The sequence below is a fragment of the Rhodococcus sp. NPDC060086 genome (genome assembly GCF_042730275.1).
In the GTDB taxonomy this organism is placed as follows: Bacteria; Actinomycetota; Actinomycetes; order Mycobacteriales; family Mycobacteriaceae; genus Rhodococcus.
The window spans coordinates 20,933-40,135 of the sequence record NZ_JBHWWZ010000013.1 but is presented as its reverse complement, the minus strand read 5'-3'; the positions used below and the strand labels follow the sequence as shown (position 1 = coordinate 40,135).

19 protein-coding genes and 1 tRNA gene are annotated in these 19,203 nt (G+C 65.1%); 11 read left to right on the top strand and 9 right to left on the bottom strand.

Annotated features, from left to right (window positions below; genetic code table 11):
- Window positions 1–3: 3 nt before the first annotated feature.
- The 4 genes from ACFWB0_RS10545 to ACFWB0_RS10530 all read left to right on the top strand — a co-directional run bounded on the left by ACFWB0_RS10545 (window position 4) and on the right by ACFWB0_RS10530 (window position 2,352).
- Window positions 4–705 carry a septum formation initiator family protein gene (locus ACFWB0_RS10545; protein ID WP_378490393.1) on the top strand — a complete coding sequence of 234 codons (702 nt, stop codon included), beginning with the start codon at window positions 4–6 and terminating at the stop codon, window positions 703–705.
- Window positions 702–1,229: a DUF501 domain-containing protein gene (locus tag ACFWB0_RS10540; protein ID WP_378490392.1), complete on the top strand. Its 528-nt coding sequence runs from the start codon at window positions 702–704 to the stop codon at window positions 1,227–1,229. Before ACFWB0_RS10545 ends, ACFWB0_RS10540 begins: the two co-directional genes overlap by 4 nt.
- On the top strand, window positions 1,226–2,179 hold the full coding sequence (locus tag ACFWB0_RS10535) for an exopolyphosphatase (RefSeq protein ID WP_378490391.1): 954 nt from the start codon (window positions 1,226–1,228) through the stop codon (window positions 2,177–2,179). The genes ACFWB0_RS10540 and ACFWB0_RS10535 overlap by 4 nt, the downstream gene beginning before the upstream one ends.
- A 96-nt stretch (window positions 2,180–2,275) precedes the next feature.
- Window positions 2,276–2,352, top strand: a tRNA-Leu gene (locus ACFWB0_RS10530).
- Window positions 2,353–2,500: 148 nt separating this feature from the next.
- Here ACFWB0_RS10530 and ACFWB0_RS10525 read toward each other — a convergent pair.
- The 4 genes from ACFWB0_RS10525 to ACFWB0_RS10510 form a co-directional block, all read right to left on the bottom strand.
- Window positions 2,501–3,562 carry an ABC transporter permease gene (locus ACFWB0_RS10525; RefSeq protein WP_378490390.1) on the bottom strand — a complete coding sequence of 354 codons (1,062 nt, stop codon included), beginning with the start codon at window positions 3,560–3,562 and terminating at the stop codon, window positions 2,501–2,503.
- Window positions 3,559–4,440, bottom strand: coding sequence for an ABC transporter ATP-binding protein (locus ACFWB0_RS10520; RefSeq protein WP_378490389.1), 882 nt, complete (start codon window positions 4,438–4,440; stop codon window positions 3,559–3,561). The genes ACFWB0_RS10525 and ACFWB0_RS10520 overlap by 4 nt, the downstream gene beginning before the upstream one ends.
- Window positions 4,440–4,838 (bottom strand): GntR family transcriptional regulator, encoded by a 399-nt coding sequence (locus ACFWB0_RS10515; protein ID WP_378490388.1) that lies wholly within the window; start codon window positions 4,836–4,838, stop codon window positions 4,440–4,442. The genes ACFWB0_RS10520 and ACFWB0_RS10515 overlap by 1 nt, the downstream gene beginning before the upstream one ends.
- 550 nt (window positions 4,839–5,388) lie before the next feature.
- Complete coding sequence (locus ACFWB0_RS10510; protein WP_378490387.1) at window positions 5,389–6,600, bottom strand: lipase family protein; 1,212 nt, start codon at window positions 6,598–6,600, stop codon at window positions 5,389–5,391.
- Window positions 6,601–6,946: 346 nt separating this feature from the next.
- On the opposite strand from ACFWB0_RS10510, the gene ACFWB0_RS10505 reads away from it, so the two are divergent.
- On the top strand, window positions 6,947–7,420 hold the full coding sequence (locus ACFWB0_RS10505) for a hypothetical protein (RefSeq protein WP_378490386.1): 474 nt from the start codon (window positions 6,947–6,949) through the stop codon (window positions 7,418–7,420).
- 1 nt (window position 7,421) lies between these two features.
- Here the strand turns inward: ACFWB0_RS10505 and ACFWB0_RS10500 are convergent, their stop codons facing one another.
- Complete coding sequence (locus ACFWB0_RS10500) at window positions 7,422–8,228, bottom strand: replication protein (RefSeq protein WP_378490385.1); 807 nt, start codon at window positions 8,226–8,228, stop codon at window positions 7,422–7,424.
- 289 nt (window positions 8,229–8,517) lie between these two features.
- Between ACFWB0_RS10500 and ACFWB0_RS10495 the strand changes: the two genes are divergently transcribed.
- The gene (locus ACFWB0_RS10495; protein WP_378490384.1) at window positions 8,518–10,224 is read left to right on the top strand and encodes a hypothetical protein; all 1,707 of its coding nucleotides are present in this window, start codon (window positions 8,518–8,520) and stop codon (window positions 10,222–10,224) included.
- Window positions 10,225–10,229: 5 nt separating this feature from the next.
- Here ACFWB0_RS10495 and ACFWB0_RS10490 read toward each other — a convergent pair whose 3' ends face one another.
- On the bottom strand, window positions 10,230–10,376 hold the full coding sequence (locus tag ACFWB0_RS10490) for a hypothetical protein (RefSeq protein ID WP_378490383.1): 147 nt from the start codon (window positions 10,374–10,376) through the stop codon (window positions 10,230–10,232).
- Between the two features lie 206 nt (window positions 10,377–10,582).
- On the opposite strand from ACFWB0_RS10490, the gene ACFWB0_RS10485 reads away from it, so the two are divergent.
- Together ACFWB0_RS10485 and ACFWB0_RS10480 are read left to right on the top strand one after the other, a co-directional pair.
- Window positions 10,583–12,046 carry a SulP family inorganic anion transporter gene (locus ACFWB0_RS10485; protein WP_378490382.1) on the top strand — a complete coding sequence of 488 codons (1,464 nt, stop codon included), beginning with the start codon at window positions 10,583–10,585 and terminating at the stop codon, window positions 12,044–12,046.
- A gap of 50 nt (window positions 12,047–12,096) precedes the next feature.
- The gene (locus tag ACFWB0_RS10480; protein WP_378490381.1) at window positions 12,097–12,291 is read left to right on the top strand and encodes a hypothetical protein; all 195 of its coding nucleotides are present in this window, start codon (window positions 12,097–12,099) and stop codon (window positions 12,289–12,291) included.
- 70 nt (window positions 12,292–12,361) lie between these two features.
- Here the strand turns inward: ACFWB0_RS10480 and ACFWB0_RS10475 are convergent, their stop codons facing one another.
- On the bottom strand, window positions 12,362–12,559 hold the full coding sequence (locus ACFWB0_RS10475; RefSeq protein ID WP_378490380.1) for a CsbD family protein: 198 nt from the start codon (window positions 12,557–12,559) through the stop codon (window positions 12,362–12,364).
- Window positions 12,560–12,702: 143 nt separating this feature from the next.
- On the opposite strand from ACFWB0_RS10475, the gene ACFWB0_RS10470 reads away from it, so the two are divergent.
- Window positions 12,703–12,864 (top strand): hypothetical protein, encoded by a 162-nt coding sequence (locus ACFWB0_RS10470; RefSeq protein ID WP_378490379.1) that lies wholly within the window; start codon window positions 12,703–12,705, stop codon window positions 12,862–12,864.
- Between the two features lie 10 nt (window positions 12,865–12,874).
- On the opposite strand, the gene ACFWB0_RS10465 is transcribed toward ACFWB0_RS10470, so the two are convergent.
- Window positions 12,875–13,888 carry a magnesium transporter CorA family protein gene (locus ACFWB0_RS10465; RefSeq protein ID WP_378490378.1) on the bottom strand — a complete coding sequence of 338 codons (1,014 nt, stop codon included), beginning with the start codon at window positions 13,886–13,888 and terminating at the stop codon, window positions 12,875–12,877.
- An 18-nt stretch (window positions 13,889–13,906) separates the two neighbouring features.
- On the bottom strand, window positions 13,907–17,389 hold the full coding sequence (locus ACFWB0_RS10460) for a protein kinase (protein WP_378490377.1): 3,483 nt from the start codon (window positions 17,387–17,389) through the stop codon (window positions 13,907–13,909).
- 161 nt (window positions 17,390–17,550) lie between these two features.
- On the opposite strand from ACFWB0_RS10460, the gene ACFWB0_RS10455 reads away from it, so the two are divergent.
- Window positions 17,551–17,913 carry a hypothetical protein gene (locus ACFWB0_RS10455; protein WP_378490376.1) on the top strand — a complete coding sequence of 121 codons (363 nt, stop codon included), beginning with the start codon at window positions 17,551–17,553 and terminating at the stop codon, window positions 17,911–17,913.
- Window positions 17,904–19,034, top strand: coding sequence for a class I SAM-dependent methyltransferase (locus ACFWB0_RS10450; protein ID WP_378490375.1), 1,131 nt, complete (start codon window positions 17,904–17,906; stop codon window positions 19,032–19,034). The genes ACFWB0_RS10455 and ACFWB0_RS10450 overlap by 10 nt, the downstream gene beginning before the upstream one ends.
- Window positions 19,035–19,203: the final 169 nt, after the last annotated feature.

Here is a 19,203-nt window from a genome sequence, read left to right as displayed (position 1 = left end):
GGTATGAGCCAGCGCGGTAGATCCCGACCCGGCGCCCGCCGCAGCCGCACCGAGAGTGCGGCGGGGGCCCGTCGTCCCAGTCGGACACGTCCGTCGGGATCTACCGCTCCGGCCGACCTCGGTCCGGAGACCGCGGGTGCACGGCCCGCAGGCCGAGAAGACCCCGCTCACTCGTCCCGACGTGGGCGAGGGAGCACGGGCCGTGCGCGGCCCACTCGCGTCGGAGCTCCACGCGACGGGCGTCGTCCCCGTACCGAACGCACCATCCTCGGGCTGTCCACCGGACGCGCAGTGATCCTGGCGCTCGTCGTGTGCGGACTCGCATTGACGCTTGCGGTGCCGCTGCGGACCTACGTCAGCCAACGCTCGGAAGCCGAGCAGATCGCGCAGGAACGCGAACAGCTCGAAAGCGAGATCTCGGCGCTCGAAGAGCAGAAGGCGCACATCGACGACCCCGCCTGGATCCGGGCGGAGGCACGCAATCGTCTGGGTTTCGTGATGCCCGGCGACATCCCGTATCAGGTCCAGCTGCCCGGCGACGTGGCCCTCGTCGACGAGGAGAAGGAACCGGAAACACCGTCCACCGGCGCTTGGTACAGCGACCTGTGGCTTTCGGTGGTCGAACCGCCACCCGAACCCGACATCGACCCGGTGCCGCAGCACATGCCCGTGGCACCCCCAGAACCAGGAGATATCCCCGGGTGACCGCTCCCGTTCCGCAGGAAGACCTCGACGCCGTCGCCGCCCAGCTCGGGCGCGAACCCCGCGGTGTCCTCGCCATCGCTTACCGCAGTCCCGACGGCGCACCCGGTGTGGTCAAGACCGCACCGAAGCTGCCCGACGGCACGCCCTTCCCCACGCTGTACTACCTGACCGACCCCCGGCTCACCGCCGAAGCGAGTCGTCAGGAATCGGCCGGTGTGATGCGGGAGATGACGGAGCGCCTCGACACCGACACCGACCTCGCTGCCGCGTACCACCGTGCCCACGAGTCCTACCTCGACGAGCGCAACGCCATCGAATCCCTCGGCACCGACTTCACCGGTGGTGGCATGCCCGACCGCGTCAAGTGCCTGCACGTGCTGATCGCTCATTCGCTTGCCAAGGGGCCGGGTCTCAACCCGTTGGGCGACGAATCGGTGGCGCTCGCCGCCGACGCAGGCCTGCGCGGCACCGCGATCCCCGCCGACTGGCCGACGTACGCAGAGCTGCGTGGAGAACCTCAGTGAGCACGGTTCGTGTCGCCGGCATCGACTGCGGAACCAATTCGATCCGATTGCTGATCGCCGATATCGCCGACGACGGCACCCTCACCGACGTCACCCGGCTCATGAAGGTCGTCCGGCTCGGGCAGGGCGTCGACGCGACGGGCCGTCTCGCACCCGAAGCCATCGAACGCACCCGCGTCGCACTGGTCGAATACGCAGACCTCATTCGCGAGACCGGCGCCACCGCCGTGCGGATGGTCGCGACATCGGCGACCCGCGACGCGCAGAACCGTGACGACTTCTTCGCAATGACCCGAGAAGTGCTCGGTGCCGTGGTCGCAGGTGCCGAAGCCGAAGTCATCACGGGCGACGAAGAAGCACGACTGTCGTTCACCGGAGCGGTGGGCGAACTCGACCCGGCGCGTGGGCCTTTCGTCGTCGTCGATCTCGGTGGCGGTTCCACCGAAGTGGTGCTGGGCGACGAAAACGGTGTGCACGCAGCATATTCCACAGATATCGGCTGCGTGCGTTTGACCGAGCGATGCCTGCACGACGATCCGCCCACCTCGGATCAGGTCGCGGCTGCGCGCGTGGTCGCGGGGGAGAAGATCACTGAAGCGCTCGAGCGCGTCCCCGTCGAGAAGGCGCATACGTGGGTGGGTGTCGCGGGTACCATGACCACCCTCGCCGCGCTCGCCCACGATCTCGATGAGTACGACCCGGCGAGGATCCACCTGTCGTCGGTCCCGTTCGACCGGTTGAAGGAAGTGTGCGACGGTCTCGTCGCCGCGACCCGTGCCGAACGCGCGGCTCTCGGACCGATGCACGAAGGACGCGTCGACGTCATCGGTGGTGGCTCGATCGTGACCACCGTGCTCGCTGAGGAACTCGGTCGACGTGCCGGGATCACCGAGCTCGTGGTGAGCGAGCACGACATCCTCGACGGCATCGCCATGTCCCTCGCGCGATGATCTATCCGCGACGATCCCAGCTTCCCGCTTGCGCGATTGCAGTTGCGGGAAGCTGGGATCGTCGCGACTGGCTCACACGCTAGTGTGATCCAGTTGGCCCCTATAGCCCAATTGGCAGAGGCAGCGGACTTAAAATCCGCACAGTGTCGGTTCGAGTCCGACTGGGGGCACCATGTAGCCGCAGGTCAGAGCTGGTACTGAACGTGAGTGAGGGCTTTGGATAGTCGGTGGTCCGAAAGCTCGTACATGTTCACGGTTCCGGACCCCTTCGGTGTCGGCATTCTTGAAAGACCGGCGAAGCGTCCTCGACGTTCCACCGAGTCAAGGCCGTAATCGGCGCAGTCCCCACCGCGCGGGAACGAGTAGGACTGCGGCGAGAAGGAGAACGAGTGCAGCTTCGGTCAGCTGAAATTGCCGGAATCTGCTGTCGGGGTGGTACCGCACCTCGAAATGGTCGGCTCCCTGAGCGCGCAAGCAGGCCGAATAATTCTGCTGGTGCTGTTCGTACAGTAGATCGGCGCGGGCGGTGTACTCGGCGTACGTCTCTTCCGGACGTTGGTCGAAATTGTCGTTGTACGACATTCGAGTGCATTCGTCATAGTCGATCTCGACGATGTTGCCGCTCTCGTCCACGTAGTCCGATCCGATCGTCCACGAATTGAACCAGAAGTCTGCGTCGCCGTAGGAGACGTACGGCGCCGCACCGCTGAGCGGCCGGACATCGATACTGGGCGGCGCGTAATGCGGACGCGCCGCCAACTGCAATCCGACCATCACCGACACGGTCCCGATGAGCGTGATCACCATCGCGCCGAGGGTATTGCGCACGATCAGTGCTGCCGTCGTTCCTACGATCAGCGCAGCAAATGTAAACGCGCCCAGAACTATCCCGGAAGATTGGAACAGCGGGAAGGTCAAGCGTGACGGGTCGAAACCGGCCCCGGAGATGAAGGCGCCATTTTGCCCGTCGCCACTGGAGCGGGTCCATTCGAGGACGAATCCGAGCACCGTCATCGCGGCGCTGATGGGCACGAACACCACCAGTATCCGCATCCAGAACCATCGTGCCCGGCTGACGGATTGGGACAAGCCCAACACGTGAGTGCCGCGTTCGATATCGCGGGAGAACACGGTGACCCCGACCAGAAGCCCGAACAACACCGGCAGCGCCACGGCGATCATGGTGACGGTGGTGAGGGCGGATTCGGCCTGGCAAACGGCCTGGGTGGAGCGGAAGCATCCGAAGAAGGTGCCGAAAGCACGTGCACCGGGATCGTTCGTCACGATCCGGCCGGCGATCAGCCCTACCAGCATCAGAACCAGAATCGAACCCAGCGCAGCGATGATGGTGCTTCGATGATGCCGCCATGTCACCCAGATCATGCTCGCGTCTCCTTCGGTGCGGTCAAATGTGCGAGCACGATCTCGTCGATTCCGGGTTGCTCGAGTTGCCACTCACCGCAACTGTGTGGGCGCGGCCCGTGGACGAGGTAGGTGTTGTTCCGGGTGCCGAGCCGGGACTCGATGACCGATCCTTGCCCGATGATCGGCTCTTGTTCACCGGAACCGGTGAGCAGATAATGCTCGTCGAGGAGATCGTCCAGGCTGCCGGACAATTGAATTCGCCCCTGATCGAGCAGGAGTAGGTGATCGGCCACATCGGTCAACTCGGCGAGGATGTGTGAGGACAACACCACGGTGGTGCCGTATTCGGCCGCGTCCCGCATGACTGTCTGCGCAACAGCGCGGCGTGCCACCGGATCGAGATCGGCGAGCGGTTCGTCCAGCAGAACAACTTCGGGTCGGCGTCCGAGGGCCAACGCGAGCGCCACCCGTGTTCGTTGTCCCGGGGACAGCGTTTTGACCTTCGCGGCCATAGGCAGATCGGCTTCCGACACCAAGCGGTCGGCATAGGCCTGATCCCACTGGGCATTGGTATGCCGGCCGAAGCGCAGCATGTCCGCGACGGTGAACGTGCGGTACAGCGGTGTGTGTTGCGCGAGATACGACAATCCCGGGCAGATTCCTGACTGCCCGGGGGATCGGCCGAGTATCGACACGGATCCGCTGTCGGGCGTCAATAAGCCCACAAGCACGGACATCAACGTCGACTTGCCCGCCCCATTGCGTCCGACAAGCGCAGTGATACTGCCTCGCAGCACCTCGAAGGAGCAGCCACTCAGCGCGTGTGTCTTCCCGAAACGAATGTGTACGTCCTGCATGGACAGGGCAATGCGGGAAGCGTCGGCAGTGCCCGTCATCAGGTTCCTTCCGGGTCGGGGCCGTACTCGATGGCCAGCGCGCTGTTCATGAGGGCTTCGAGGTCGGCTCGGTCCAGCCCCGCATCGCGGGCGTGCCTGACCCACCGTGCCAATTCCCGGTGTAGTGCGGTTTTTTCGGCCATGCCGGGTTTCGCCAGCGAGCGGATCACGAAGGTCCCTACGCCGGGACGTGCCTCGACCAAGCCGTCCCGTTCGAGTTCCCGGTACGCCTTGAGGACGGTATTGGGGTTGATGGCCAATGCTCCGACCACCTCTCTCGCGGTGGGGAGTCGATCACCTTCGCGTAACTCCCCGAGTCGCAGTGCCTGCTTGGTTTGCAGCACCAACTGCACATATGTCGGGATGCCGGAGTGGCGGTCGATCCGAAAGGGGACCATCGCAGTCGCTACTTTCACTACAACATTAGTTGAATAGGACAATAGCGGAACTTCCTGCCGTCTGCAGGCGTTCGTCGTAGGGCCTGAGGTAGTTCAGTTGGCGCCCTTGTGGCGGGCCGCACTCAGACTGGAAGCGCGCTCGGTGGCAGGCATCGCCGCTCCCTTCCAGGAGGCGCGGTGAGCCCTGTCGATCGCACCGTCGACCGCGACGGCAGTGGGACCGGTACGCCCGTCTCTTTCGGCGTGCGGAAACGAGGTCGGGTAGGAGTGTCAAGGCCTTGTCTCGCAATTGGTTCGAGGCTGCCGTCGCAGACACGTCGTCGATATCGCCGGCATCGTTCCGCACCGCACTCGGGCGAGCACATCGATCCGGGTGAACTCACCGCCTTCGTGAAGGAACGCATCGGATCGGTCAAGGCACCCGAGCAGATCGAGGTGTGGCCGGATCTTCCTCGATCGAGGGTCGGAAAGGTGCTGAAGACCGAGATCAAGGCGAGGGTTCACTTGAACCCTCGCTCAGCGAGCGTGTGTCGGACGCTCCGCCGGCTCCTCAGCAGTTCGACGTGGGCTCGTCGCCCGCGAATCGGCCGTCGAAGAAGTCCAAGGCGCCCGGAAGTCCGATCACTGCGGCGGTGATGTGGTCGGGACTCGGCACGAGTTCGGACAGAACCGGTACCCCGGCGTCGCAGTACCTCCGCAGAGTGGTGGTGATCGAGTCCAAGGGAATCAGAACATCCGTCGGGGAATGCCACTCGTATACCGGAGCATTCGGCACTGTCGCGACCTGTTCGACGCTGTTCTCGATCAGCACTTCTCGCACGGACGGACTTTCCAGCAGCGACATGCCGACCTCAGGATCGGCGACGTCGGCGATACTCAGACCTGCGCCGGAGGCCAGGATCTCATTGGTGCATGCGTTGGCGATTCGGTCGCGCAGCGCTTGTCCGGGCTCGTTGAGTTGCGCAGTGATCGGCATCCGGTCCGGATACTCGCGTTCGAGTCCGAGCGCGGCTGCCATCGCAAGCCCGAAAGCCGGGTGGGCGGATTCGCCGAGTCCCTTGGCCATCTCGCCGATGTCCATGGGCGCCCCGCCGTAGGCGCTGCCGACGAGGTCGAGCTCCGGCGCGTACATCGGGGCCAGCACCGCTGCCATCGCGGTGGTCATGCCACCACCGGAGTAACCCGCGAGCCCGACGGGACTGTCGGCGAGCTGGAGTGGAGAGTGCCGTTGCACGGCGCGGATTCCGTCGAGGGTGATCTGCGCGCCGACCTTCGCTGCGCCGTACGCGCTGTTCGGTCCGAGGTGATCGGGTATGGCGAGTGACCACCCACGTTGAATCGCCAGGATCAGTCCGGGAGCTTCGCGGATTCCCCGCAGCGGATTCGCGGCATACAGCGCGGTGGACGGAGCGCACTCGAGACCGAGGGCGTTGATGATGGCCTGATAGGAGAGGAGCGGTCGGCCCGGCGCAGCGCCGTGTGGCGACAGTACTGTCGTCACAGCGGAGATGGGCTCACCGTGGGAATTCGTCGAACGGAATTTGAGCTGCACCGCATCGGTGCCGGGGAACCCGAGCGGGGGCGGTACGGCGCGTACGGCGAGTACGTCGCCGGGCTGCCGATCGGCGATGTCGGCCGGGGTGCTGAAGAATGCGTCGTCGAGTGTGGCGGGGTAGACGATGGTGTCGGCTGCCGCGGGGGTTGCGGCAGTGAGTGCAGCGGTCGCGGCGATGATGATGGCGGTGCCGATTCGTCGAGTCATGGATCCTGCGGTCAGACGCATCTCTAGGCTTCCTCGTGGGCGGGGGTTGTCCGTTTTGGCACGGTTCCTCGCTGGATGGTCGCCTCAGGTGTGTCATGTGTTACACAAGTTGCTCTCTTCGCACCCGCAACTACCCGGTACGCGGAAACCTTCCTCCCATTGCACGGGTTTCCTCGGGTCGTCGAGGTGAGGAAACCCGTGGAGACGGAGGAAGGTTTCCGAGCGGCTCGAAGAACCTCACTGTCCGCGGACCGTGTTTCATCGCTGCGTCTCCGCGGGAAACCACCAAAAGCGCTCGTATTCATGGTGCACTGGCCGGACTGCCTCCGATAAGAAAGGTGTAAGCATGTCTTTACGAGCCCTTCGCCGCGCCGGCACCGCCACGATCGTCGCCGCCGGGATGCTCACAGGACTCGCAGTGGGAACCGGAACGGCCGCTGCCGAAACGGTCGAGGTACCGATGGATCGGTGCTGGGGCGTGAGCCCGTACATCCTCGACCAGCCGTACGCACCGGGCCGCTTGTTCGGCTGGCAGACCGAGCCGGGCAGGATCCAGCTCCAGATGCCCGACGTGTCGAGCTTGTGGTTCTTCGCCGGCGGGTATCAGACCGACGTGAAGTTCGAGTGGCGCAACCGCGACACCGGTGATGGTGGCACGCTCTACGACACCGCGACCGTCGCGTATCCGGGCGGAGACGTTGTGACGTTCGATTTGAACTCGGGTCCCGGTGATGTCGAGTTCACGGTGAGCGCCGTCAACAGCATTCCGTTGTGGAGCATCCCGACCACGTCGTGCGGTGGTGTCGTCAGCGTGGCGTGAGTCAGGCGGCAACCGGCACGCGACAACCGCACCGGACGGCGCGTCCGTGGTCGTCGTCGTCGAGCCAGCCGTATTCGTCGCACCGCCCGCACCTGGGAGGCAACGGCATCCGGGGTGCGGGCAGTGCGCGCCAGAGGCGCAGCCAGCCGTGCACGTGCATCGTCGGATTCGCCGGTCGATGAGCAGATTTCGCGGCCGATGCGAGAGCGTCGACGCCGTGTAGCGCCGCCAGTGCGAGGATTTCGCATCGTTGCGACGGCTTGATCCTGGCGAACGAGGCCATCAGGCCCGCCGAGACAGTGGCGGCTTCGAGGGCGACGAGAGCGCGGTCGTCGTCTGTTCCAGGACGAGTCGACGACGCCACGACGTCGTTGTTCGTTTCAGTCCTTGTTTTCCGAGTACTTGTAAGAGGGGCGGGCTTTCCGATGTCGGCGGGCCCGGCGGGCGGTTTCCCAGGCCTCGGCGGAACAGGGGTTTCCCCGCGCGGTTCCTCGTAGATCGTCTGGATCGTGATCCACCGGCCACGCTCGTCCTGGAACTTCTCCACCACGAGATACCCGACTTCGGCGAGTTCGCGCATGGCTGTGCGGATGGCGTCGCGGCCTTCCTTGGGGGAGTGGCGCGCGATCGATTCGGAGCGGATGTGCCAATCGGCAGGCTTGCTCAGCAACATGATGAGCAGGCCCCTGGCGCGAAAACTCAGCTGGCCGTCGTTGATGACGGTGTTGGAGAGGACAGTGAAATTGTCGGCCAGGCGCGGGCCGCGTCTGATTCCGCCCTGTAATGGGGCATGGGTATGCTGTGCCACGTTCGACTCCTTGGGTTAAGTCGGACGACGCCCGTCGCGAGGGTCCAAGCTCGCGGCGGGCACCTTTTCTTTTGTGGCGATGATCTTGGCACAGCGCCGTACGCGATGTCTACGGAATGTTGCAGAGCGTGTGGTCCTGGACAACCGTGCCGCACAACTACAACACCAGCGGACAGAAACGGCCTCCCCGAACTATTGTTTCTGTCCGCGGACCGTGTTTCGTCGCTGCGTCTCCGCTACTGTTGCTGAATCCTGACGTGGGGACCGGGCAGAAGCACTGGGGGATGGGATGGGGAGCACTGCGATACGGGTCGCGCTGGCGATAGCAACAGCACTCGCCGGGAGCGTCGTCGTCGCGCAACACGCATCCGCGAATCCTGCCGACAGAACCGAGACGACCTACACCTCTACCGCGCCGCTCGCCGGCGAGGTGATCGGCTCGGTGGTCACGATCCCCGCGCCCCTGCCGGGGTACGTCGGTCCGCGACCGGAACGGTGCGATCGCCTGTCCTACCTGCGCTGGCGATCGGCCGACGGGCCAGGTGAATCCTCGGAAGCCGACCGCATTTTCGTTGCCCAGCCCGGAATCTTCGAGGGTGCAGGCGCATTCGAAAGCGTCGCACGCAATACCGTCGTCGCGGCCGCGGCACGGGGCGCACACGTCGAGTTCTGGGCGCTCGACAGGCGCTCGAACTGCCTCGAAGACCACACCGGCATTCAGGCGGCACTCGCGACCGGCGACTTCGACACTGCCACCGACTACTACTTCCACGACGCCGAGATCGATGGGTCACGCTTCGCGGGGTACGCCGCGGGCGACGACGTCGCGTGGCTTGCACACGTCGGACTCGAACAGACCCTGCGCGACCAGTACGACGTTCTACGACACGAGCTTCCCGACCCGCAACTCCGCAGGGAGAAGGTCTTGTGTGGCGGGCACTCTTTGGGCGGCTCCATCACCGGGTTCTTCGCCGAATGGGATTTCGACGGTAACGCGCACACCCTCGATGACGCCGGATTCAACCAGTGCTCGGGATATTTCGCACTCGACACCGCGATCGTCGCGAAGTCTCCCGCACCGGTGGGTGGATCGTTCCCGCAGATTCCCGACATCGTGAAAGCTCCGCTCGACGCAGCGACGGGAGCGATTACCGGGGCCATGCCGGTACTGGCACTTCCGGCAGTGATCAACCCGGAGACGACGAACATGCTCGCGCTGGCAGGTCTCGCGGCGCGTCTCGACCCGGAGGGCGTCAACGATCTCGTCGAGCGGTTGCCGGGCAACCCCAACGTCGACTGGACGTTGCGGGCTCTGTTCGCAAAGGACGCCGCGATGTTCGCGACCGGGGATCCGGATGTACGCACGCTGAATGCCACCAACGAGGCGGTTCTCGGAGCGATCCTCGACGACAATTCGCAGCCGTTCGGGTTCTTGCAGGCCAGCATCGGTTTCATCACGGGAGCCCCCGTGCAGGACAAGCTGTTTCCCGTCCCGAGCACACCCGAGGTACTGGGTTCGGGATTGTTCGGCGACGCACCGAAAGCGTCACCGTCGGTGTACGGCCGACCGGAGGTGCTCTACAGGTGGCTCGACTACGACGAGGTCGGAACAGCGGAATCGCTTCCGGACGAGTCGCGCTATACGACTCCGGCGAGCGAGGTCTCGTCGATCAACGAACTGGCGCGCAATCTGTCGGAACCTCCACTCGATTTCACCGAGTGGTACTTCCCGACTCGGCTGCCGTCGGATCTGGCACTGTTGTCGGCCGCGTCGTTTGCCACGCATCACATCCACAGGGACGGGGTCGCGCGACATCCGATCCTCACGCTGCAGGGCAGCGGCGGTATCTCGCTGCCGGAATCAGAACATCCGGACAACGTACTGATCGTGCTGCCGGGCTACAACCACATCGACGTGCTCACTGCAGCCGGCGAGCGCAACGACGGGCGCCTCGAACCGGTTTCGGAGGCGCTCGCCGAATTCGCGGGGAGATAGGTGGTTCAAGCTCCGCGCGACGAGAAGATCGACTTGTAGTCGAACGGCTCGGGTGAAGACTGGTGCTCCGCCTCCACCACTTCGGGTTCGGTCTGGTGCGGGTTGACCGGCTGCAGGAACAGCGGGCCCGTGTCTTCGGTGTACTGGCTCATATGAGTCCTTTCGGTACTGCGTGAAAATCTGGGTATCGCCGAGGAGCACGTGGGTGCGCAAAATCAGCAACGTGCAGCTCGGGAGGGATCATCGAGGTTCGTATCGGGGAAGATGTCCGGATGTAGCGAACCGGTCGATGGTCCAACTCTACACTGTGCACTGCCGTGACGCGCGATGCCACGACGCGCGTGCCTAGACTTCATCGGTGCATACCGTCCTCGCAACTCTCCGATCGCCGCGGAGGTTGACCACCGAAATCCTCGCCGGGTTGGTTACCGCGCTTGCCCTGATTCCCGAGGTCGTCTCGTTCGCGGTGATCGCCGGCGTCGACCCGAAGGTGGCGCTGTACACCTCCTGCATCATGGCCATCACCATCGCATTCGTGGGTGGGCGTCCGGCGATGGTGTCGGCTGCTGCGGGTGCGACGGCCCTGGTCATCGCGCCGTTGGTGGCCTCGCACGGGCTCGACTATCTGATCGCCGCCGTGTGGTTGGCCGGCGCGCTGCAGATCGTGCTGGCGGTGACCGGTGTGGCGCGGTTGATGCGGTTCATTCCGCGCTCGGTGATGATCGGGTTCGTCAACGCGCTGGCCATCCTCATCTTCAGTGCGCAGCTCGGGCATCTGTTCGACGTCCCGTGGCTGGTCTATCCGTTGGTCGCCTTCGGTATCGCGATGGTGGTGTTCATCCCGAAGCTCACCACGGCGGTGCCTGCCGCACTGATCGCGATCGTCGTACTGACCGGCGTCGTCGTGCTGTTCGGTGTGGATGTTCCCGATGTGGCCGACCAGGGTGAGCTTCCCGGTGGCTTCCCGACCTGGATGATCCCCGACGTGCCGTTCACGGTCGAGACGCTGGGGATCATCGCGCCCTACGCGGTGGGTCTGGCGCTCGTGGGGTTGATGGAGTCGCTGATGACGGCCAAGCTCGTCGACGACCTCACCGACACCCATTCCGACAAGACCCGTGAAGCGTGGGGACAGGGCGTCGCGAACGGTGCCGCGGCTCTGTTCGGCGGGATGGGTGGCTGCGCGATGATCGGCCAAACCATGATCAACGTCAAGGAAGGACGGGCCCGGACCCGCATCTCGACGTTCCTCGCAGGTGTATTCCTGCTCGTGTTGTGCGTGACGGTGGGCGATGTCGTGGGCGCGATCCCGATGGCGGCGTTGGTCGCTGTGATGATCGTGATCGCCGTGACCACCTTCGACTGGCGCAGCATCACCCCGCGCACCTTGAAGCTCATGCCGATCAGCGAAACGCTCGTCATGCTGGTGACCGTGATCGGAACGCTGGCCACCGACAACCTCGCGATCGGTGTCGTTGCGGGTGTGCTCACCGCGATGGTCGCGTTCGCACGCCGGGTCGCGCACATGACACGGGTGCACGCCACCGACGACGCCGACGGCGTGCGCACCTATACGGTGTCGGGCGAACTGTTCTGGGCATCGAGCAACGACCTTGTCTACCAGTTCGATTACGCCGGTGACCCCGAACATGTCGTCATCGATCTCACCGACGCGGAGGTGTGGGATGCGTCGACCGTTGCGACCTTCGATTCGGTGCTGCACAAGTACTCCGAGAAGGGGAAGACCGCGCAGATCGTCGGCCTGGACGGCGCCAGCCTGAGACGTGTCGAGATGTTGTCCGGGAAACTGGGCGACAGCTGACCGGGCCCCCTTGACGTTTGATCATCGTCGCTTCCGGGAAGCCCCACCACATGGCAACGTACAGAGTGATCGACCCCAGCGGGGATGTAGTGGACACCAAGGACATCGAGAGCGCCGACGACGCGCACGCGTGGTTCGTCGACGTTCGGGCGGACAACTCCGAACTCGGATGGCGCATGGAGGCGCAGCACGAGAACGACGGGACGTGGCACTTCTTCGACAGCACCGAGGGAGCGTCGGAATAGACGCACAGAACGAGGGTCGGTGTACGGATTCTCCGTATACCGACCCTCGTTCGTTTCACGACTTCGGCGGCTATTTCTTGAACGCGTCCTTCACGTCGTCCACAGCGTCGGAGACCTTGTCCCCGGCCTGCTTCAAGCCGCTCGAGGCGCGGTCGCTCTTGCCTTCGGCTTCGAGGTCGCGGTCATCTGTAGCCTTGCCGGTCTTTTCCTTGGCCTTGCCGGTGGCTTCTTCCACCTTGTGCTTGGCCTTGTCGATGAAGTCGGCCATCGATCCTCCTCGTGACGATGCAATACTCGTGCTCTTTACGGGTACCCACCGGATCGGCGCGCAAACGTCCGCACCGCAACGACCCACACGTGCAAGACTGCCTGAGTACACCGGCGTCAATGCTCGATGATTCGGGAGGTGCCATGTCTCATTCGAACGACGGAGACCCCATCGGTGACGCACCGGACGCAGATCCTGAGTTGGTGCGCAGCGGCGCAGGGAGGCGTCGTACGTCCGTGATCTCGGTGCTCGCAGCGGTCATCGCCGTTGTGCTGGTCATCGTGTTGATCCTCGTATTCGTGTGAATACGCGAGGTCAGAGCCAGTCGCGTCGCTTGAACAGCAGATACAACAGCCCCGCCGACCCTGCGATGACGCAGGCGCTGACGAGCACACCCCACGGCTGATCGAAGCCCGGGTAGGGCACGTTCATGCCGTACCACCCGGTGACCGCAGTGGGGACCGCGATGATCGCGGCCCAACCGGTGAGCTTCTTCATGACCGTGTTCAGTCGTGCATCCTGCAGCGACAGGTTGGTCTCGAACAGTGTGGTCACCATGTCTCGCAACGATTCGGTCCACTCCGTCGCCCGGATGACGTGGTCGTAGAGATCGGTGTACCAACTGTCGAGTTCGGCATGGTTACCGGTCTCGGCGCGGTGCCGCATCACCGCGTTCACCACCTCGCGCATCGGAAGTACGACGCGCCTGAGCTGGACGAGTTCCTTCCGGAGACGATAGATGCGGTGCTGGGTCGCGCGGCTCATCGGTGTGTCGCCGAAGAGTCCGTCCTCGATGCTCTCGATCGCGTCGTCCAATGACTGGACGGTGTCGAACTGTCCGTCCACGATCACGTCGAGCAAGCCGTGCAGGAGGGCGCCGGTGCCGAATCGCATGAGGTCGGTGTGCTCGTCCCACCGGTCGACGACCTCGTCGATGTCGAACTGTCCTCCGCGGCGCACCGTCACGATTCCGCGCGGCAGTACGAACGCCGACACGCGGGTGGTGCGCAGGCGCGACTCGATGTCGTCGACCGAGCCGCGATCCTGCTCCAGATGGGTCGCGTACACCGTGAGGAACGTGTGGCCGGGATAGCGGGTGGCCTTGGTACGTTCGCCCCGCGCCACTGCGTCCTCGACCGCGTGGCGTTCGAACTCGAGCTCGGCTGCGAGAGCGCTCAGCTGGTCGTGTCCGGGGTCGAGCAGGTCCACCCACAACAATGCCCGCTCGTCCGAGAGATGCTCCGAGACATCGTCGAGGGGGAAGTCCTCCGCGACGAGCACACCGTCGTGCCACAACCGTGTACGCACGTCTCCGGGGAGGTTCGCCATGCTCGAAGTGTGCCGTACTCAGAGCGCGGTGCTGGTTTCTCCGGTTTCGGTGAGTCGCAACATCTCGTCGAGGAACGCTGCGTCGACGACGGGCCATTCCCTCGGCCATCGATCCTCACGCAACCTGTCGCGGAGTGCGATGAGCACGGCGACGACGTGCGTTCCACCATCGACGAGGTACCGGAGCATGCCGCGGTCGCCGCAGATCTCGACGGCAGGCGCGAGGATGTGTTCGGCGTCTTCGAATCGTCCCGCAGCGTGCAGGCACGAGGTGAGCAGGCGGGTCGCCTGCAGGTGAGCGCGTCGCCGTCCGTTGACGGCGGTGCGCCGGTGCCACAACTCGGCCCATTCGACGGCGTGGGCCACGGAATCGGGGTCGCCGCTGCTGTACAGCAGACGGATCGCTGTGGCGTCCTCGACCTGTGCGGTCACCTCGGCTACACCGTCGGGGTCGGGATCGTCCGTCGCCGGCATGTCCCGGGCGTCGCGCGGTGTGGTGGACAGGCCCAGCCGGACGCGCTCGTTGTCGACGCGGGCGCGTAGGCGCCGGAGATCGTGAGTGGCGGCCGCACGCAAGCCCTCGTCGAGCAATGCGACAGCGGCGTCGTGATCACCGCGCGCGACCTTCAATCGCGCGGCAGTGGCGAACCGTGCAATCATGAAATCCGCGATGCCGCCTTCGATCCCGAGCTTGGTGCTTTCGTCGAAGAGTGCTTCGGCCTCGGCGAGCCGGCCCTGCTCGTAGAGCAGTTCCCCGAGCATCGCGGCGGCGAGCCGGCCGCCGTGGGAGTGCACGCCGTCGCTGCGGCGTGCGGTGCGCAGCGCCGTACGAAAGTGCTTCTCTGCGAAGGCCACATCGAGCAGTTCGGAGGCGGCGATCCCGGAGAGGCAGTGCCCGTAGATTCCCGCGAACGGTCCCTGGGTGCCCCGGTGATACGGTTCGGCCCACTGCTGCCATCGCTGCGCCTCGACGAAATCGAAGCGAAATATGGAGGTGTAGGTCGCGAAAACAGCGGCAGCGGCCACCACCCATGGCCGAAGGGTGTCGGCGCGATCCAGGCACGGCCGGATGAGTCGGTCGATGTCGGCAGGATGGTCTGCGTTCATGAGGATTGCCGCTTCGGCCACGTCCATCTCGATACGAAGCGCTTCGATTTCTTCCTCGGGAAGTGCGCTCCGCTCGAGTGCGTCACGGGCGGCTTCGAGTGCGGCCCTGGCCTTGGCGCCCCGCTGTAGCGCCCCGCTGGCCCACGAACACGACAGTTGAAGGCGCGGATCATCCGACACTGCGCGGTGCGGAAGCTTCTCGATGAGCGCGAGCAATGTCGTCATGCGGCCGTGTTCCATCAGATACATCCCGTCGATGGCGACCAGGTCCACCGCGAACTGCGTGTCGTCGGCGGTCAGTGCGTGATCGACCGCCTCGCGCAACATGTGGTGACGCGCGAACCACTTCGCCGCGATCAGATGCAATTCCGGGATCCGTTCCGGCCGGTCTCGTTCGAGATGCCGCCGCAGGCAGTCGAGGAACATGTGGTGATAGCGGAACCAGATGCGTTCGTCGTCGACGTGCCGCAGGAACAGGTCTCGCTGCTCGACCTCCTCGAGCATCGCCTGTCCCCGAGGGTTGTCGGTGAGGGCCGACGCAAGACTGCCACTGACGGATTCGGTGATCGACGTGGACAGCAGAAAGTCGTAGATCTCGGGTTCGAGTGTGGAAAGGACGTTGTCGGCGAGGAATTCACCGATAGCGTGGTGACGTCCGGTGATGTTCTCGATCATCCCCGTCGGATCATCGCTGTCGCGCAACGACAACGACGCGAGCTGCAGCGCCGCGGCCCACCCCTCGGTGGAGCGGTTGAGGTCCTGGACGTCCTCGCGGTCGAGGTGCAGTCCGCCCACTTCGCGCAGAAAGGAATCGGACTCGTCCGTGTCGAATCGCAGGACGCTCGAATCGAGTTCGACGAGTTCGTCGCGCATCCTCATGCGGCTCAACGGCAGTCCGGCCTGAGTGCGGCTGGTGACGACGATCTGCAGGTGGTGGCACCCGCGCTCGAGCAGGAAGTCCAGCGCGGCGATCGTCTCGGGGGAGGTGACCCGATGCCAATCGTCGATCATCAAGGTGGTCTGGACCTTGTTGCTGTGAAGATCGTCGATCAAGGTGCTCAGTACGTATCGTTCGGCCTCGTCGCCGTGGGATTCGAGGATCTGCGCGAGCTGACGGCTCAGATGTGGACGCACTTGCTTGATCGCTTCGACCAGATGGGTCAGGAACCACAGGACGTTGTTGTCGTCGCTGTCGACGGCCAGCCACGCGACCGGGACGCCGTCGCCGGCGAGTACATCGCGCCATTGGGCGGCGAGGGTGGACTTGCCGAATCCGGTGGGCGCGTGAATTGCGGTGAGCCGGCGCCGCTCACCTGCACGCAAGAGGTCGATGAGCCGGGTGCGGTCGATGAGTGGCCGGCTGGGGGCCGGTGGCCGGAATCGTGTGGAGGGAGCGGTGGGCGGCGAGATGAAAGTGGAGGGCAGTCGCCCCGTGGTGACCGACGGCAGGGCCTTGCGTGTCGGCCCGGAGGGCATGCCCTCGGGCAGTGCCATGTCGTCGACGGCCATACCGCTGCGACGCTCGATCTGCCGTAGCTCTTCACCGAATTCCAGGGCGGTGCTCGGACGCGCACCCGGATCGGTCGACATGCCGCGTTCGAGTAGGTCGGCCACGCCGTCCGGAATTCCGTCACCGCGCAGGTCCGGAACGGGTTCGGAGGTGATCCGCAAGAACTGCGCGACCACCTTCTCGCCCTCGCGGCGCTCGTAGGCGGCGTGGCCGGTGACCGTGCAGAACAGAGTGGCCGCGAGCCCGTACACGTCGGCGGCAGCGGTGGGGGTGTTGCCGTGCAGGATCTCGGGGGCCGTGAAGGCAGGCGACCCGGTGACGGCACCGGACGAGGTACGAAACCCTCCACCGACGCGTGCGATACCGAAATCGGTGAGCTGCGGTTCGCCGTACTCGGTGATGAGAATGTTGCCGGGCTTCACGTCGCGGTGCAGTACGTCGTTCCGGTGGGCGGTTTCGAGCGCACCCGCGACCTTGATTCCGATGCGGATGACCTCCCGCCATTCCAGTGGACCGTGCCGGCGGATGCGTGCCTCGAGCGAGTCGTGCGGGTGGTAGTGCATGACCAGGTAGGGCAGCCCTGTGTCGCCGGTGCCTGCCTGCAGCACGGTGACGATGTGCGGATGGCCCGACAACCGGCCCATCGCGCGCTGCTCGCGCAGGAACCGATCGAGGTTGTCGGGGTCGAGGGTGGTGCTGAGAACCTTCACCGCTACGGTCCGGTCGAGCGACTCCTGGCGGCAGCGGTAGACCACGCCGAAACCGCCTCGCCCGATCTCCTCCGGATCGGTGAATCCGGCAGCGACCAGTGCCCGAACGGTGTCGGCCTCGTTGGCGGTGAGGACCGGTGCAGCCCGGGTGACGAACGGATCCTTTTCGATCATCGGCGTGCCTCGTTCAGCGGTTTCTCCAGTTTAGTCCCGCTGGGTGTACGCCCGGCGCTGATCGCTTCGCCGGTCTCGATTACCTTTGTGCCGCCGGGGCGCGGCGACGAAGCCGACGACCCGGACGAAAACGACACTGCGACGAGAAGTGGGACACACACATGAAGAAGACTCTCGCGGCGCTGCTCGGTGCAGGCGTGGTCCTGCTGACGGCGGCGTGCGGATCCTCCGACGAGGCATCCGACCCGGCCGAGGAGGCCGCCGGCACGAGTACGTCCGCATCGGCCGAGTCCGGCACGCCGAGTAGCCCTGCGGTAACCCTCGGTGACTCCTACGAGGACAATTGCGCGGCGATGCTCCCGTACCTCGACGAGCTCGAAGAATGGGGCCAGGATCGCGCCCAGGCCGCGGCCGCAGTTGCCGAAGCTCAGCAGCAACTCCCGGAATGGGAGACCCTGAGTGAGGAAGAACAGGCCGATACTCTGAAGGCCATCGAAGATGCCGGTAAGGGGCAGTGCTCATAAACAGCGAGTTGTTCGACAGATTGCGGCGCTTCCCCGACGTGGAAGCGCCGAATCTGCTCGCCGTCGACGCGGCGGATCGTCTCATTCTCGATGAGGCGGACGCCGCGCTCGCCGCTGCGCCCGCCGGATCCGTCGTCGTCATCGACGACCACTTCGGTGCGCTCACCCTCGGGGCCGCCGTACGACACGATGCGTCCGGACTCCGCGTCCACCAGGACTCGATCGTCGCCGAACGCGCACTTGCCGCGAACGCCGACCGTGAAGGCCTGTCGGATCGCTTCACCTCCCACGGTCTCGACGCCGAGCTCCTCTCCGGCGCGCAGGTGGTACTCATGCAGCTGCCGCGCTCGTTGAGCGCACTCACCGAGATCGCGGAGATCATCGCCCGGCACGCAGCGCCCGACGTCACAGTGTTCGCCGGCGGCCGCGACAAGCACATCACCATCGCGATGAACGACGTCCTCGGACGCTCGTTCGGTGAAGTGCGCGCCTCGCGGGGTCGGCAGAAGTCGCGGGTGCTCACAGCCCGCACTCCGATCCCCGGTGAGCCGACCTACCCGGTCACCGAGACATCGGCCGACCTCGATCTGACGGTGGTCGCGCACGGCGCCGTCTTCTCCGGTCCGCGACTCGACGTCGGAACCCGCTACCTGCTCGATTTCCTGCGGCAGACACCGCGCGACATCGGCGTGGCAGTCGACCTCGGATGCGGCACCGGGATCCTCGCCGCCGAACTGGCCAAGCTCCGGCCGTCGGCGCGGGTCATCGCGACCGACCAGTCCGCGGCTGCGGTGGCCTCGGCCGCTGCGACCGCTGCCGCCAACGGTCTGGCCGACCGCATCGAGACTCTGCGTGACGATGTCGCGGGTTCACTGCCCGACGCCTCCGTCGACATCGTGGTGTGCAATCCGCCGTTCCACGTCGGTGCCGCGGTGCACACCGGTGTCGCGTTCAAGATGTTCGAGGCAACCGCCCGCATCCTCCGCGACGGCGGCGAACTGTGGACCGTGCACAACTCCACCCTCGGCTACCACAGCAACCTGCAGCAACTGGTCGGGCGAACCACAGTTGCGGGTCGCAACCGCAAGTTCACCGTGACCCGATCGGTTCGCACCCGGTAGAGTCCGGTTTGTCCGAGGCAAGATCGGCTGCGCCGAAGGGGCACTATCGGCCACGCCGAAGGGGCACGATCGGCGCAGCCGAAAGGCCCCCGCTCCACGCCGGGAACTTTCGTCGCGGCTGCCTCGTTCTAACGGACAACAGGTTCAACGGACAGAAGCGAACCATCAG